General features: G+C 48.5%; 18 protein-coding genes. All 18 read right to left on the bottom strand.

Translation table 11 applies throughout. The features are described 5' to 3' along the window. Window positions 1-15: 15 nt before the first annotated feature. Window positions 16-786, bottom strand: a complete 771-nt coding sequence (locus ADS79_RS26155) for an HpcH/HpaI aldolase family protein (RefSeq protein ID WP_049741398.1) — start codon at window positions 784-786, stop codon at window positions 16-18. Window positions 787-887: 101 nt separating this feature from the next. Continuing rightward, window positions 888-1,550 carry a bifunctional 4-hydroxy-2-oxoglutarate aldolase/2-dehydro-3-deoxy-phosphogluconate aldolase gene (locus ADS79_RS26160; protein ID WP_049741399.1) on the bottom strand — a complete coding sequence of 221 codons (663 nt, stop codon included), beginning with the start codon at window positions 1,548-1,550 and terminating at the stop codon, window positions 888-890. A 28-nt stretch (window positions 1,551-1,578) separates the two neighbouring features. Next, complete coding sequence (locus ADS79_RS26165; protein ID WP_049741400.1) at window positions 1,579-2,523, bottom strand: sugar kinase; 945 nt, start codon at window positions 2,521-2,523, stop codon at window positions 1,579-1,581. Window positions 2,524-2,557: 34 nt separating this feature from the next. Continuing rightward, complete coding sequence (gene kduD, locus ADS79_RS26170; protein WP_049741401.1) at window positions 2,558-3,313, bottom strand: 2-dehydro-3-deoxy-D-gluconate 5-dehydrogenase KduD; 756 nt, start codon at window positions 3,311-3,313, stop codon at window positions 2,558-2,560. After that, the gene (locus ADS79_RS26175; protein WP_236700108.1) at window positions 3,310-4,362 is read right to left on the bottom strand and encodes a zinc-dependent alcohol dehydrogenase; all 1,053 of its coding nucleotides are present in this window, start codon (window positions 4,360-4,362) and stop codon (window positions 3,310-3,312) included. Before ADS79_RS26175 ends, kduD begins: the two co-directional genes overlap by 4 nt. Before the next feature lie 35 nt (window positions 4,363-4,397). Beyond that, window positions 4,398-5,357: a C-terminal binding protein gene (locus tag ADS79_RS26180; RefSeq protein ID WP_084766084.1), complete on the bottom strand. Its 960-nt coding sequence runs from the start codon at window positions 5,355-5,357 to the stop codon at window positions 4,398-4,400. Window positions 5,358-5,372: 15 nt separating this feature from the next. Then, window positions 5,373-6,554: a threonine synthase gene (gene thrC / locus ADS79_RS26185; protein ID WP_049741402.1), complete on the bottom strand. Its 1,182-nt coding sequence runs from the start codon at window positions 6,552-6,554 to the stop codon at window positions 5,373-5,375. 21 nt (window positions 6,555-6,575) lie between these two features. Then, window positions 6,576-7,301, bottom strand: a complete 726-nt coding sequence (locus ADS79_RS26190; protein WP_049741403.1) for an amino acid ABC transporter ATP-binding protein — start codon at window positions 7,299-7,301, stop codon at window positions 6,576-6,578. A gap of 53 nt (window positions 7,302-7,354) precedes the next feature. Further along, a complete protein-coding gene (locus tag ADS79_RS26195; protein ID WP_049741404.1) occupies window positions 7,355-8,011 on the bottom strand; it encodes an amino acid ABC transporter permease in 657 nt (218 codons plus the stop codon). Window positions 8,012-8,024: 13 nt separating this feature from the next. Beyond that, window positions 8,025-8,678, bottom strand: coding sequence for an amino acid ABC transporter permease (locus tag ADS79_RS26200; RefSeq protein ID WP_049741405.1), 654 nt, complete (start codon window positions 8,676-8,678; stop codon window positions 8,025-8,027). Between the two features lie 81 nt (window positions 8,679-8,759). Next, complete coding sequence (locus ADS79_RS26205; protein WP_049741406.1) at window positions 8,760-9,581, bottom strand: transporter substrate-binding domain-containing protein; 822 nt, start codon at window positions 9,579-9,581, stop codon at window positions 8,760-8,762. Window positions 9,582-9,603: 22 nt separating this feature from the next. Continuing rightward, window positions 9,604-10,761: a pyridoxal phosphate-dependent aminotransferase gene (locus tag ADS79_RS26210; protein ID WP_049741407.1), complete on the bottom strand. Its 1,158-nt coding sequence runs from the start codon at window positions 10,759-10,761 to the stop codon at window positions 9,604-9,606. A 48-nt stretch (window positions 10,762-10,809) separates the two neighbouring features. Then, entirely contained in the window at window positions 10,810-11,709 is a 900-nt protein-coding gene (locus ADS79_RS26215; protein WP_049741408.1) for a fumarylacetoacetate hydrolase family protein, read from the bottom strand. A gap of 154 nt (window positions 11,710-11,863) precedes the next feature. Continuing rightward, entirely contained in the window at window positions 11,864-12,328 is a 465-nt protein-coding gene (locus ADS79_RS26220) for a RidA family protein (RefSeq protein ID WP_049741409.1), read from the bottom strand. A 35-nt stretch (window positions 12,329-12,363) separates the two neighbouring features. Further along, window positions 12,364-13,455 (bottom strand): alanine racemase, encoded by a 1,092-nt coding sequence (locus tag ADS79_RS26225; protein ID WP_236700109.1) that lies wholly within the window; start codon window positions 13,453-13,455, stop codon window positions 12,364-12,366. Between the two features lie 63 nt (window positions 13,456-13,518). Beyond that, on the bottom strand, window positions 13,519-14,541 hold the full coding sequence (locus ADS79_RS26230; protein ID WP_049741411.1) for a LacI family DNA-binding transcriptional regulator: 1,023 nt from the start codon (window positions 14,539-14,541) through the stop codon (window positions 13,519-13,521). 426 nt (window positions 14,542-14,967) lie between these two features. After that, window positions 14,968-15,435, bottom strand: coding sequence for a hypothetical protein (locus ADS79_RS26235; protein ID WP_049741412.1), 468 nt, complete (start codon window positions 15,433-15,435; stop codon window positions 14,968-14,970). A gap of 23 nt (window positions 15,436-15,458) precedes the next feature. Continuing rightward, window positions 15,459-15,878: a hypothetical protein gene (locus ADS79_RS26240; RefSeq protein ID WP_049741413.1), complete on the bottom strand. Its 420-nt coding sequence runs from the start codon at window positions 15,876-15,878 to the stop codon at window positions 15,459-15,461. Window positions 15,879-16,187: the final 309 nt, after the last annotated feature.

Genomic DNA, 16,187 nt, shown 5'->3' on the forward strand with positions numbered 1-16,187 from the left:
GATCCTCCTCTAAGCTTATTGCTTATTTTTCAACTGGCCCACGACCGTCCGCCCCGCAGATTGGAGCAGTGATACATCAAGCGCAACAGTGAAATATTGAATTCCCGCTTCTGCCCATGCCTGTGCCTGCAGGGTCGTCGCAGCATGAATACCTACTGCGATGCCTTTAGCGCGTATGGTTTTGATCAGTGAGGCAATCGTATCTGCTACGACCGGATGATCGATTTGCCCTGGATAACCCAGAGCCTGCGATAAATCCAGTGGGCCGATATAAACGACATCGATGCCCGGAACATCCAGAATCGCGTCCAGGTTTTTCAGGCCTTCCTCCGACTCAATCTGAATGATCATGAGGGTATCGTCCTCAGCCTCTGTCAAGTGCTGCTCCAACGGCATCTCGCCCCAGCCGTTTGCACGCACCGCACCGCCGAGTCCTCTCGTTCCAGCCGGGGTGTAACGTGCTCCTTTTAACAGATGAGCACACTGCTCAGCACTTTCGATTCGCGGCAAAACAAAAGACGAATAGCCGATATCCATGATTCGGTACAGGTCCGCTGGATTTTGCGTAGCAGTCCGGACGGCAAGCGGAATGTTATAGCGATATCCCGCCAAAACCAGGTAATCAAGCATTTGCAGGTCAATCGAGCTATGCTCCATATCAACATGCAAAAAATCAAATCCGACATTCCCCAGTGCTTCTACAATGATCGGGGAGGGAATTCTGATCCAGCTTCCATACACACATTTTCCTTCTTTTAATTTACTTTTGATTGGATTTACTGCCATCTGCTTTTTCTCTCCTTTTTTCATCTTTCATATGTAGAAAAAGTACCCGCTAGGATTGAGAAGCAATTCATTGCGGGTACTTGGTCTGCCAGTCATTTGCTTTATTTGAATGCGTAGGTTTGGCGTGCTTCCTGAATCGCTGTCACATACTGCCTTGCATTGTGTGTAATTCGAGCATAGTTGGCTGTTTCGAGTGTTTCGCGATCGAATAGATTTCCTCCGATTCCGACAGCGGCTACCCCAGCCTGTATGAACGAAGCGACGTTGTCCAGGTTGACACCACCTGTTGGAATGATCGGGATATGAGGGAAGGGAGCTTTGACATCCTTTATATACTGAACTCCCAGACCTGCTGCCGGAAAGATTTTGACCAGATCTGCTCCCGCTTCAATCGCAGTAATCATCTCTGTCGGTGTCATCACGCCGGGAACCGCAATTTTTCCGTACCGAAGCGCAGTCTGAATCACATCCTCATGCAGGCTGGGACTAAAGAGAAAGTCTGCTCCGCTCTGAATCGCCAATCCTGCCGACACCTTGTCGACAACCGTACCCGCTCCGACAATAGCGCGACCTTTATATTTGGCGGAAAGCTTTGCGATGGTATGGAATGCCCCAGGTGAATCTACGGTTATTTCCAGTGCTGTAATCCCGCCTTCCACGAGGCTGTCGGCTACCTGTTCGACCTGTTCCTCTGGAATTCGCCTGATGACAGCAATAACACCACTTTCAACCAACTTTTTCAATAGCATGACTTTTGGCAGCATGATAGCTCCCCCTCTCCTCTATATCCGTTTACCGCAGCACTTCTTTTCTCTCATCATGGGGTGCAATCCGATTCCAAAACGGGTACCCCTCCACATCTCCTACCACCGAAAGGGCAAATGCACCGACGCGATTTCCGAGCATGACCGCCTTTGATAGTGACCAACCGCGCAGCAGCCCCGACAAGAAGCCCGCTGCAAAACCATCTCCTGCACCAATCGGGTCCACAATCTCGTGCACAGGATATCCCGGTACATATTCAACTGAGTCTTGCGTCGCGTAAAATGCCCCTTTTTCTCCGAGCTTGAGAACCACTACCTTGGCTCCATTCTCCAAGAGGCGTGCTGCTATTTTCTCTGGCTCGGTCTCCCCTGTCATGATTTCTCCCTCTTCGATACCCGGCATGACGATGTCACATCGGCTGGAGATATCCATCAAGACCTCGCGCGCCTCTTCCTTCGACCAGAGCTTCAAACGAATATTCGGATCAAATACGACCGTGAGCTGATGCGCCCGTGCAATTTCGATCGCCCGATCCATCATGGCTCTGCACGAGGAGCTGAGCGCTGCCGTAATCCCTGTCAGGTGTAAAAACTTTGCCCCGGCAATATAGCTCTCATCCAAATCGTCAGGAGTCAATTCGCTTGCTGCAGAGCCTTTGCGATAGTAGTAGACTTTCGGTTCATTGTTTGCCTGCCGCTCTTTGAAAAAGACCGCGGTCGGATACTTTTCATCGAAGACAACCCGGGAGGTGTCGACGCCTTCACCCCGGATAAAATTGCGAACGTATAAACCGAACTCATCATCACCCAATCTGCTGACCCAACCTGCCGCATGACCTAATCGGGCAAGGGCAATGGCTACATTGGATTCCGCGCCGCCAATCGTTTTTTCAAACTTGGTTACGTACCGCAGTGGACCAACTGACCCTGGAGTTAGGAGCACCATTGTTTCTCCGATTGTTACTACATCCATACTTGCCACTCCTTCCTCAACATGTGCTCACTCATTATCTGCCTAGCCAGCCGCCATCCACTGCAAGTACATGACCGTTCACATAATCGGATGCGTGTGAAGCAAGAAAGACGACGCTTCCTTTCATATCCTCTGCCCTGCCCCAACGACCCGCAGGAATTCTTTCGAGAATCTGGCGGTTTCGCGTTTCATCCTTGAGCAGTGCCTCATTCATGTCTGTTGCCATATAACCTGGAGCGATCGCATTGACCGTAATCCCATGTGTGGCCCATTCGTTTGCGAGTGCTTTCGTCAATTGCGCAACACCACCTTTGGCTGCAGCATAGGCTGGCACCCGCATTCCTCCCTGAAACGACAGGAGTGACGCGATGTTGATGATTTTGCCGCGCCCCTGGGCGATCATTCGCCGCCCCGCTTGCTGGCAGAGAAAAAACACCGTTTTCAGGTTCACATCCAGCACATCATCCCAGTCTGCTTCTGCAAAATCCTCCGCAGGAGAACGGCGCTGTATCCCGCCGTTGTTGACCAGGATGTCTATCTTTCCAAACACGCGATCGACCTGACCCATCAGCTGTTTGACCTGATCCATCTCCGCCAAGTCGCACAGGATGATTTCGCACCGCCGCCCAATTTCCTCTATGCGCTCTTTTGTCTGTGTGTCGGCTGCATTTCGCTGCACCAGTGCAATATCCGCTCCTGCTTCAGCCAAAGCAACTGCCATTTCCTGACCAAGTCCTCGTGTCGCCCCTGTGATGACCGCTACCTGTCCGCTCAAATCAAACATGGTCATTGCTCTCCACTTCCCATTCCACGGCTGACCTCTTCCTCCGGATTGATCGAAATCAGGACTTTGACGGCATTTCCGCCAGACAGCAGCATATCAAATCCCGATTTTACGTCCTCAAGCGGCATCACATGGGTAATCAGTTTTTCAAAGTCAAACGGCTTTTCGAGCAGCTGTGCCGCGATTTCGAAATCTTTTGGCGTATACACGCGGACGCCTTTGATCGTGATTTCTTTGAACATCGCTTGCAGCAAATCGATTGGTGCCGGCTTTTTATAAGCGGCAACAACGACAGCCGTACCACGTATTTTCGTTGCGTGCGTCAAGATTTCGGATACGGACGGATGACCGGCACAGTCAAAGGAGAAATCGGCTCCGTTCCCGTCTGTCTTCATGAGCACCTGTTCGACGATACTGCCTTCCTGAGGGTCAATCGTTTCAAACCCCAGTTCTTTTGCCATTTGCAAACGGAAAGGGTTGGTTTCTGCTACGATTACCCGCCCGGCTCCAAGCAGCTGCAATGAAACGGCTACACACATCCCGATCGGTCCTGCACCAAAAACGAGTGCCGTATCGCCTGGAACAAAGCCGGATTGCCGAACCGCATGGACACCCACTGCCAGCGGCTCGATCAAAGCACCTGCCTTGAGGGACACATTCTTTGGCAGAGCATGTATCGTTTCTACCGGGGCGACCACATACTCGGCCATGGAGCCATCACAATCGATTCCCACCAGCTGGAGGTTTTTGCACACATGACTTTTTCCGGTCTGACACGGCTCGCACTCTCCGCAAAACAAGAGCGGGCGTACCGTGACTTGCGTACCTGTCGGCAAAGTAGGATGCCCCTCGAGTAACGTCCCGGAAAGCTCGTGACCAATAACGAGCGGCCCCTTCGCACGTGGATGCGCGCCCACATAAATATTTAGATCGGTACCGCAAATCCCTGTATAGCTCACCTTTACCAACGCCCAGCCTGCTGGTGGAGTCGGAACTTGTTTTTCTTCTACGCGAATGTTGCTTGCCCCGTAGTAGACAGCGCTTTTCATATTCATCCTGGTACGCTCCTTCTCATTCATGAACATCCCTCTTATAGCTGGTTTACTGGATAATGTGGCTTCTCTCCTGACAAAACACGTATGGCTTCTTCCGCCGCTTTTCGCTTTAGTTCATCAAAGGCCTGCTCGGAATACCAGGCGACATGTGGCGTAATGATGCAATTCTCGTGCTTGAGCAGCGGATTATCCGACTTTGGCGGCTCGAACTCCATGACATCGAGCGCCGCTCCGGCAATCCAGCCCTCCGAAAGCGCCTGTGCGAGAGCCGCCTCGTCAATGATTGAGCCTCGTGCTGTGTTGATGAGATACGCGGTGGACTTCATAGCCTGCAGCTCTTTGGTGCCAAATAAATTATGGGTATCTTCTGTCAGTGGACAATGAATCGAAATCATATCAGAGCGCTCAAGCAGGTCTTCGAATGTAACTCGCTCGACGAAAGGAAGCGATTCTCCTCCAGCCTCTCTACGATCAAAGCCGATGACCTTAAATCCTGCCCCATGCGCCTTTTGGGCAAAGGCACTGCCGATTCGACCAAGACCGACGACACCAACCGTTTGTCCACGCAAGCGCAATATCGGGCGAGAAATGCTAAAGTCCCAATCTCCATTGCGAATCGCATTGCCGAGAAGCAATGTCTTGCGCGTAAGAGTATACATGAGCGCCAAGGCATGATCGGATACTTCATCTACCCCGTAATCCGGTACGTTGCAAATCTGAATGCCGTGATCAGTAGCTGCCTGGACGTCTACATTATTTACACCAACACCGTACCGAACGATGACCTTACAGCGCGGCAGCTTGCTCAGAACATTTCGCGTGAGGGGAGCGTACTGGTTTAACAGCCCATCCGCATCCGCGCAGTGCAAAATCACGTCTTCCTCTGTCTTGCAATCGTGATGAACCATTTGTGCAGAAGCATTGCGGATGACAGTCTGCTCGATCTCCACCGATGGATGATCACAATCGGTAATTCCTATCATGATGCTGCTCATGCCTTTTCCACCTCTCTATTTGCCTACCACTCCCAGCAGCTGCTCCATGCCATTTTCAATGGTAGGGACTTCACTCGCTACGCGGACATTTCCCATATCCTTCAACCCGTGTCCAGTCAAGACAACGACCACGGAATCATTTTCAGAAATTCGATGTTCCTCCAAGCTTTTCATCAATCCTGCTATGCCTGCTGCGGCAGATGGCTCTACAAATACCCCTTCTTCCTCAGCTAGCAGGATTTGCGCCTCCAGGATTCGGGCGTCAGATACATCTAACACAAATCCGTTTGACTGATTCACGATCTGTAGCGTGTACGTTCCATCCTTTTCATAACCAACCAAACCGTCAGCGATCCCGCCCGCAATCGTTTGCGGGTTAGGCTCTGAACGAACAACTGACTCCCCTAATGTAAATGCAGTTGCAATCGGATTATTGCCTGTTGCCTGGATTCCTGCCATTCTGGGAAGCTTTGTCCCCTCATGGAAATGGCGGGCTTCCTCATACCCTCTGTATATTCCAATCAAAAGTGGCCCCGCGCCGATAGGGACATAGATCACGTCAGGAACAAACCCCTTCATCTGTTCATACAGCTCATGGGCCACAGCCTTATTTCCTTCTACCGTGTATGGATTCAAAAGCGTCGTCGTCAAATTAAAAATGTTCTGACTCTCACCAAGCTGCTTCGCCAGTGAAAAACAGTTGCTGTACGGTCCCTTGACGCGAATCACCTTGGCACCGTAAGCCAGTGTTTGTCTCACCTTTTCTATGGGTGTCGACTCTGGAACGAGAATAATGGCCTCAAGCCCTGCACGCGCAGCATACGCGGATACTGAAGCGGCTCCATTTCCGCTTGAAGCAGCAATGACTTTTTGAAAACCAAATTCAACCGCTTTGGAAATCCCGATGGCTACAGGGCGATCCTTGAACGAGCCCGTAGGATTCATGAATTCACACTTGAGCAGCAGCTCTTTGATCCCGAGTCTTTTTGCCAGTCTCGGTGCAGAGAGCAGGCTTGTCTCGCCTTCCCCCAGATGAATCCGATCTTGCTTTGAAATTGGCAGCAAAGCCCGTGGGTCATCTGCTTGCGTCCTGTCATAGACGACTTCCAGAAGCCCTGTACACGCTGCACATTCATACAGGGGTTCAAGTGAATAGGTGGCTTGGCAAAATACACATTTCAACCCGGTTGCATGCATGTTGGCACCCCCTGCCCGCCTTTAAATCACCTTGCGCAAGAAGGCTTGCGTCCGCTCATTTTTAGGTGCACGGAAGATCTCTTCCGGATTGCCTTCTTCAACAATGTAGCCCTGGTCCATAAAGATAACCCGGTCTGCTACCTCGCGAGCAAAACCCATCTCATGCGTTACGACTACCATCGTCATACCTTCCTGGGCCAGATCCTTCATCACATTCAGCACCTCTCCGACCAGCTCAGGGTCCAATGCGGAGGTCGGCTCGTCAAACAAGATGATTTTCGGATTCATCGCCAGTGCACGCGCGATCGCTACACGCTGCATTTGACCGCCAGACAGATTGCCAGGATAGGAGTCAGCCTTTTCTTTAAGCCCTACCTTTGCCAACAGTTCCAGAGCTTTGGCTCGCGCTGCCTCTTTTGACTCATGCTTGACAATGACGGGTGCCAGCATGACATTCTCCAGCGCTGTTTTGTGAGGAAAGAGATTAAATTGCTGAAATACCATCCCTACCTCAGTCCGCACCAGATTGATATTTGTTTTCGCATGGGTGATGTCATGCTCACCGATCAGAACTTGCCCGCTCGTAATTTGCTCCAACAAATTCAGGCATCTCAGAAAGGTACTTTTTCCCGAACCGGAGGGACCGATGACGCAAACAACCTCTCCCTCTTTGATCTCGCAATCGATTCCTTTCAAAACCTCCAGCTTTCCGTAGCTTTTATGCAAATCCTTCACTTGTATGTTCATTTGCTATCTCCCTTCCCTTTACTAGCCTTTTATGCCATGTGACGAGGCTAGTCTTACGTTGAGCGCAGAAATCTCTTTTCGTAGTAATAAGACGCCTTGGACAGTCCGAAGCAGAGTACGAAATACACCGCGGCAACAGCCAGGAAAGAGGCGATCGGGTTAAAGGTCAGGCTGCTGACGACCTTTCCGGCTTTTGTCAGATCAATGTAGCCGATGATGGAAACCAGCGAGGAGTCCTTGATCAGTGCGATGAAAAATCCTATACCCGGCGGAATGATGAATTTCATGGCTTGTGGGATAATGACATGCCGGAATTTTTGCAAAGTAGTCATCCCCAAAGCATCTGCCGCTTCGAATTGTCCTTTTGGCACTGATTGAATCCCCCCTCTGACGATTTCGCCCAAATAAGCGCCTGCGTAAATCGAGAGAGCCATAACCGCGGAAAAGCCTTTGGAAAAGTTGATGCCGATATGGAGCATCGGAAGTGCAAAGTAAATCAAAAAGATAATCATCAAAAGGGGAACTCCCCTGACTAATCTGATGTAGAGAGAAGAGAGGAAGTTTGCCAGCTTGTTTTTGGATGCGGCTCCGAGACCGACGATGATCCCGATTGCACCACCTATCAGTAATGAGAAGAAGCAAAGCTGGATCGTCAGCCACGCGCCATTTAATAACGGGACGAGATGTATCCAACCAAAATCTTGAGTCATTGTAATCCTCCCTTTACCATTTGAACACTTTTCTTGCCAAGGCGTTGGACAGGTACACAAAGATCGACGAGCATCCATAGTAGAGCACTGTGGCAATCAGTGTAATTTCCAATGTTCTGGATGTTTGCGTTTCAATATTCATCACTTGATACGTCAGTTCCTCAAGCGAAATGATGGAGGCGACAGAAGAGAACAAGAACAGCAAGACTAGTTGGTTAGTCAAAGCCGGAAACGCTGTGCGAAAAGCGGGTGGTAATATGACATGGCGGAAGGTTTGGTTTGCATTCATACCCAGGGCGCTTCCCGCTTCATAAAGCCCTTTTGGAACACTGCTCAGACCAGCGCGGAATATTTCAGCGGTGTACGCAGCATTGTTAATCGTGATCCCGATCAATGCAGACCACAGTGGACTAATATCCAGTCCCAATTGCCCCATTCCGAAGTAAAGCAGGTACAACTGCACGATCAATGGTGTATTGCGAAAAATCTCAATGTACGTGTTCCCAAAATAGCGAAGGGGAGTGATCTTGCTGGATTTGGCCAAGGCGACAAACAGACCAAGCACCGTACCGGCAAGCATACAGATGACCGTAATCAGCAAGCTCGTGCCAAGACCACTTATCAGCAAAGGAATGTACGGGATAATATCATGGAAAACCAAATTCACGAACCAATCACCTCATTCTCAGGGTGATCAGAACGGGAGAACCATGTCCCCCGTTCCGATTTATATGGGACTGCCAGAGGATTAGTAGGTCAACAGCTTCGGTGCATCTACACCAAATCGATTCTTGTACAATTCTGCGCCCTCACCGGAATAGTTCAGGTTGCGGATAAAGTGATTCAGGTAGTTGAGCCATTCCTGATCGCCTTTTTTGACGCCCATCGCAATATAGGAGGATTGGAACGGTTGACCAGGCAGCGATTCGAATTCCTGATTCTTTTTCAGCAAATCGAGAATGATTCCATCTTCTTCTACAAAGACATCAACCTTGCCCGTTTTCAGTGCCAAAAACGCATCTGCTGTGGAATCAAAGCGAACGAGCTGTGCTTCCGGATAGTACTTGCTCAGCGCAATATCACCAGTGGAGCCTTTGGATACAGAAACTTTCTTTCCTTTTACGCCATCCCAGCTGCTGATCGGTTTATTTTTTGGATACATGGGAACCAAGCCAGCTGCGGAATATGGAATGGTAAAGTTGATTGACTTCGCGCGCTCATTGGTTGGTGTGAATACAGAGATGGCTACATCGACCTTGTCGGATTCAAGCAGTGGAATGCGGTTTACGCCGTCCGTGGTCACGAATTCAATTTCTGCTCCCAACGACTCTGCGAGCTTGCGAGAAACGTCTGGGTCAAAGCCTTCGTATTCACCAGAAGCGTTCAGTACGCTCCAGCCCGGGCTGTCAGCATACGTGGCGATACGGATTTTTTTCGAGGCGATGATTTTATCGAGTCGGCTCTGCGTATTTTGCGCAGGTGACGAGCCTGTTTCGGAGCTGCAAGCAGTAACCAACAGAACGAGCGACATCATGAGAGTCAGTAATGCACTTTTCTTTTTACGAAACATCGTAGAATCCCCCTTGATTTTGTTATTGTTTTCTATGTTTTGTTACAAAATCACAAATCCGTTTCACACCTTCTAACAATTGGGAATCTTCAGTCGCCAGAGAGATGCGAATCATGTGTGCCGTCGTCGATCCAAAGGTTGTTCCTGGAGCCACTGCAACTCCGGATTCTTTGACCAAGGCAATCGCCAGATTCTCCTCTTCTGTTTCTATCCCAGAGAGATCGATCATCATGTAAAAAGCTCCCTTGGGCTTGTACGCCTTGATGCCAGCTTCCTCCAGTAGCTTGTAAGCGCTGTCACGTCTGGCCTGATAAATCTCGCGCATTTCGTGAACGAACTCCTGCGTCGAAGAGATGGCCGCTTCCGCAGCTTTTTGCGAGACAGACGATGCACATGAGACGAGCGGCTCCAACACTTTTGCAATAACGGCCGCAATCTGCTGCGGAGCCACTGCATATCCGACCCTCCAGCCTGTCATTGCGTAGTTTTTGGAGAAGCCGAAGACGCTGATCACTCTGCCCTCTGTGTCATAGGACATCGGGGAGATATGCTTGTCCTCGAACACGATCCCGTCGTAGACCTCATCGGAAATGACGTATAGATCATGCTTGGAAGCGAAGGCGAGAAGTTCTTTGATGTTCTCCTCACTGAGCACGCCGCCTGTAGGATTGCCGGGAGAGTTGATGATAATCGCTTTTGTTTTTGGCGTAACCACCTGCTCCAGCTCAGCTATATCCGGGACGAAGCCTGAGTCCGGCAAAAGCTTGTAGCGCTTCGGAATCGATTCCTGACTCAAAATGATTTGCTCGTAGTTTGGCCAGCCTGGATCCGGTATCAAAACCTCTTCTCCGGATTCTACTAGCGACAGGACCGTTGCGACGAGCGCATTTACTGCTCCGGCAGTAACCACAATCTGATCGGTATTTACCTGTATCTCGTATTGGCGCTTCAGGTGATCCGCGATAGAGCTGCGCAGGCTGATCAAGCCGGCGTTTGCCGTATAGTGGGTAAACCCTTCGTTCATGGCTGTAAATGCTGCTTCGCGAATGTGAAGTGGTGTGTTTACATTCGGCTCACCCACTTCCAGATGGATGACATCAGGGATCGTTGCTGAGTAGTCCATGATTTGGCGTATGCCTGAACGTGGCAAGCTGCTTCTCGTTTGGGATAATGCTTTCATGTTCGCTTGTTCCTCCCCTTGGGATAGAGATTAGAGTGTGCAGGTGATTCAGGCTTCGTTTTGAAAACGATTCGTCAAGCTTCCAAGCTTTTCGATTTCGATCGTTGCTTCGTCTCCAGCCTGAAGCCAAATCTGCTGCTGTTTTGGATAACCCAGAATGACTCCCTCTGGCGTTCCCGTCAAAATGATGTCACCCGGTTCCAACGTCATGTACGAAGAGATATAGCTGACAATTTCGTCACAGGCGAAGATCATATCGCCGGTGTTGGAATCTTGTCTCACTTCGCCATTGACGAATGAACGAATCCGCAAATCATTTGGGTTGCCCACTTCATCAGAGGTGACGAGGTAGGGACCTACCGGACAAAATCCGTCACAGCTTTTGCCAAGCAACCATTGGCTGGTCCGATTTTGCAGGTCTCGAGCAGAAAGGTCATTCGCATTGCAGTAGCCAAATACGTATTCCAGCGCGCTTTCCTTGGAGACATGCTTCGCTTTTTTCCCGATGACGATAGCGAGCTCCGCCTCGTAATCTACTTGGCTCGCACCTTTCGGAAGCTGAATCGCTTCGCCATGGGCTGCAATGCTGTTCCCGAACTTGTTGAACAAAACGGGCGATTCGGGAATCGGGAGCTTGGACTCTATCGCATGCTTGCGATAATTGAGACCCACACAGATGATTTTTCCCGGCTGCGGAACACATGGCCCGAGCCGCAGGCCGTCTTCCGCAAGCCAAAGCTCGTCATCCTCTGCATCACCTGCCAGCGCCAATAACCGAGTGAGAGAATCAAGCACCCCTTCAGCGCCCTCTACAATCTGTTCGATCGATTCGGGGATCAGGACGTTTTCGCTGTATTTTCCCGCTACTCTGGCGATATCCAATACTCCCCGCTCTGTCTTGATCCCTACTCGAAAGCCTTCCTCGGTGTGAAAAGTCAGCAGCTTCATTGTGTCATCCTCCCACGATGGTCGTTACTGGTAAGCAGGAAATTTGTACCAACTGAAATCTGATATCTGATGCATTAGTTTTATTTTTATGGATCATACTACTAGTGAACACTACGCCTGTCAATCCATTTTTTTATAATTCCGAACATATTCTCTATTCTTTGATTTGAACGATCATTTCGATTTCCACCGGGGTATGAAACGGCAGCTCGGACGTCCCTATTGCGGACCTCGCATGTCTTCCCTGTTCCCCAAATACTTCTTCCAGCAATGCAGACGCCCCATTAATCACATAAGGCTGATCAGCAAAGCCAGGTGCGCTGTTTACAAAAGCAAGCAGCTTTACAATTCGCTCAATTTTATCCAAATCGCCCAGATGAGCCTTCAGTACAGCAAGCAAATTGATCATCGTTTGTCGCGCGGCAAGCTGCCCCTGTTCAATCGTCAGCTCTTGCCCCAATTTCCCTTGAAACATCAGCTTGCCATCGACACGGCAATCGTTTCCTGATGTATAGACGAGGCTGCCTACTGTTACAGCCGGTACATAAATAGCAGCAACAGGCGGCGGCTCGGGTAGCGTAATGCCCAGCTCTTGTAGGCGCTGTTCAATTCTTCCCATGTGCAAACACTTCCTTTTGATTAATGTACATGCTCTTAATAGTTGCAGCCACGCGCGTCCACGCGAATCGTATCTACTACCTGCTGCCCTCTGACCGCAGTGAGTGAATCGTTCAGATTCGGAATGACACACGCATGGTTCGGGATGATTTCAATTCGGTCTCCCACAGAAAAGGAAACGCTTGCAGGATCAAAATGCAGCATGCCATGCTCTTCATTTAGCACCATGATCTGTACAGATGGATGACCTACTACAATCCCGTATTCTTCATGACCCGGGGCGCGATCGCTCGTCAAAGTCTTGGAACCGGCATCAATCGACGCTCTCCCAGGAATAGGGACACTGACTACTGTAGCGATCACACGCAGTGCACAGTCCTTCTCCTCTACAAGCCCGAGCTTTATCGCTGTTACATCATTAAATATATAATTGCCAGCTCGAACCTCAGTGACCCCTCGCAAATCCTCGCATAGTAAAGAGGTTGGTGTGGACCCGCTACTTATGATCGGCAAGGAAATACCGACTTCCTGCAGCTCGTCTGTGATCCTCTGAATCAGCTCTGACTCCTTTTTGACCATAGACTGGAGCGCCTCTTTGCCTTTTTCCCGATAGATTTGTCCAAAGTAAGAGAGAATACCTGCGATCCGTATCCCTTCCAGCTCCCGCAGCTCGCATGCGAACGAAACGAGCTCATCCCCTGGCTGCCTGCCTCCGCGATGCAGGCCTCCATCTACTTCGATCAGGACTTGTACCGGCTTACCGGTTTCCTTGGCAACCTCGGAAAGTCCTTTTGCCCCCTCCATACTATCAACCACGGTCATGATTTCAACAAGTTGATGGACCCGGGCAAAACGCTGCAGCTTTTCTTTCCCGATGAGTGGAAAAGCTAGCAAGATGTTGTCTAATCCCGCTGCGGCAAAAACCTCTGCTTCCGAAAGCTTGGCTACTGTGATGCCATGCGCTCCGGCCGCAATCTGCATTCTCGCTAGCGCAACAGACTTATGTGTTTTCATATGTGGTCGATGCTTGATCCCTTGCTCTGCCAGCCTGCTTGCCATGTTTGCCAGATTCGCTTCTACGATGTCCAGATCTACGATCACTGCTGGCGTCGTTAGTTGCTCGTACAAGTTAGGCACCCCCTTTTTTAGTTAATCGTTTTCGTATATCGATTAACTAACTTCCAAAAAAAATTAGAATTCTGTGGATTCTCGTTGGATGAGCTGCATCATCAGCTCCAAGGTCTGCGGCGGTGCTTCTTGTCCCTTTTGAATTTGCGCGAATATCATCTCCGCAGCTTGGCGCCCTATTTCATACGTAGGCTGAGACAATACGGTCAAGGTCGGTCTTGCAATCGACGCCCACTCGGGATCATCGAAGCCGATCAGAAGCAAGTCTTCCGGCACCTGGTAGTTCAAATGATGAATGGCTTTTAGCACCATGAGTGACAGCTTTCCATTACCAGCAATCAGCCCGATTTTTTCTGTTGGCTGCTTGCTTTCTACTAGCTTTTTTACGTGCTCATTCACTAATGCTTGGGAATACTCCTCGATAATATCCAAGGACGTCTGAACGTTATTGTTGTTTTTCGCAAACTGTTCAAAAGCATAAATGCGTTCATACCGTGGACTGATGCCATCCGGATCAGATATGAAAAGATGAAGGCGATCACAGCCTCTTGCGGTCAAATGCTCAATCGCGAGCAGTGTGCCCTGTGTGTTGTCCGTCGTAACCGTAGAAAAAGGCATTCCCGGCAGCTTGCGGTCAATCAAAAGGACAGGAATAGCAGCCCCGATTCGCATCAGTAAATCATTGTTTTTGCCCGAAGAGTTGATGATCAAGCCATCTATGTGCTTCGATTCCAGCATCATGAGGCTCTCCCGTTCTTTCTCGGGATCTTCGTTTGCATTGCAGATGATGATACTGTATCCAAGCTGGCTGCATATCTCTTCCATCCCCTGGATGACCGAGACCGAGTATGGGTTGCCGATATCTGCTACTACAAACCCGATTGTATTACTGCGGTCGTTGCGAAGTCCGCGTGCCAGCTGGTTCGGTTTGAAGTCTAGTATTTCGATAGACTTCTGAATCTTTTCCTTTGTCTCCTGGCCCATTGCCTCATAGCGTCCGTTCAGAAAGCGGGAAATCGTAGTAGTAGATACACCTGCATGCTTTGCTACGTCTTTTATTGTGACTTTTACTAATTTCTTTTTCATGTACAGCCTCCTTAGTTAATCGTTATACGATAACGATTAACTAACTATCTGAACACATCATATTCCTACTCGCTGACAAAATCAATACATTTTTTAAAATGATCTGACATTTCAGTTTTAATGAAATAATTCAGTTCCTATCTTTTAAGTCACGTTGCTATTCGACCGTAGCAAACGTAAAAGATACACTTTAGTTGAGTCTCTACGCCACTAACTAAAAACGTCATTTTCAATCTGTTTTAAAGTCATTCGGTTTATTATTAGAATCTAGCATATTAGATGCAGCAAGTCCGATGCTCCTTAATCAATACATACTGAGATCTATTAGTCGTTTCCCACCTCCACTTGATAGCAGAAAAAATGGGGTACGAGGTAGTAAATTAGAAAATGAAAATCGCACCTTTTCGGGTGCGACATGCGAAGGTATTATTTTTCCTTTTCGTAATCCCATGTTCCATTATTTTCATTATATTTGAGTTTGAAAACTAGAACTTCTCCATTTTCTCTGTTAAACGAAAAGGAGCCTTCTTTTAAATCTTCATCCAAGAGTACGACGGGAATAGTATCCCCTACTTTGGCATGTTCCGTCATAATTTCGCTCTGCACGTCAATGAATGCACCAGCTACGTCCTCAATATATTTATTTCTCATTTCCTCTTCAAAAGTCCCGCTATGGATAAAATCATTATATATCCATTTTTTCCCGTTCTCATCCGTCAAAGTTGTCATTCTTTCCAAATCTTTCGTTTTTACTTCGATTCCCAATGAATGAAGCGTTTTCTGGTGATTGGATTTTTTTAATTGTGCTATATCTTCACTTGCATATAGATTGCTACCAGCGAAAACAGCACCAGCTAAAACAAGCCCACAAATGAATACACTTCTTTTCTTCATACTATAAACCTCCCTACTTATTATTATTTTGGCCACACGGCATTGGAAGATCGCTTTTCTGCATCGCCTATCTTATTGTAGGCATAATGAATAGACCTAATTTCAACACCCATCAATTGTTTAGCAGAAGCATTGTAATCAACGGATGCATAAGAAGTGCCATTTGCAGTGTCTGAATCCACAAGACTTCCATTGACATAGAAACGAGACTCGACTCTTACTTTAGTGAGGTCTCTTCCTTCCCCCTCAGTATAAGCCCATAAATAAGCAGATTTTCCGGTTACATCAGTGATTTTAGAGTTATACAAAGCAATGTCGAAATCCTGCCCGTCACTTAACGGACTGATACTGCTATCATCCGCAGCAAAACTGATCGAAGTTGATAAAGTGAGAGCGCATAGAGCTGTAGAAAGAGCTGTTATCCTAGCAAGTTGTTTTTTCATTACTAACCTCCCAAAAAAGGAATTTCTAAATCATACCAATTTTATGTAATTGCTAGTAAAAATCAGCGTTCCCATTTCAAGTAATAAAAATAGAACTCTTTCCAGTAACTTATGGGCGATTTCCTATGGCTACCATATTGTATCCTCATTCGAGAGATTCACACTGAAGAGAGCAAAGGACTGCAACATGAAAAACGCAAGGGTTTAGACCTTTACTACAGAGAAGATTGATCCATACAATTTTTAAAGGATATCTATCAAGGGATGCTTTGCTAAGGTAACAACCATGTTAAAGAGCATCCTGATTAC

This window comes from Brevibacillus reuszeri, assembly GCF_001187725.1.
Lineage (GTDB): Bacteria > Bacillota > Bacilli > Brevibacillales > Brevibacillaceae > Brevibacillus > Brevibacillus reuszeri.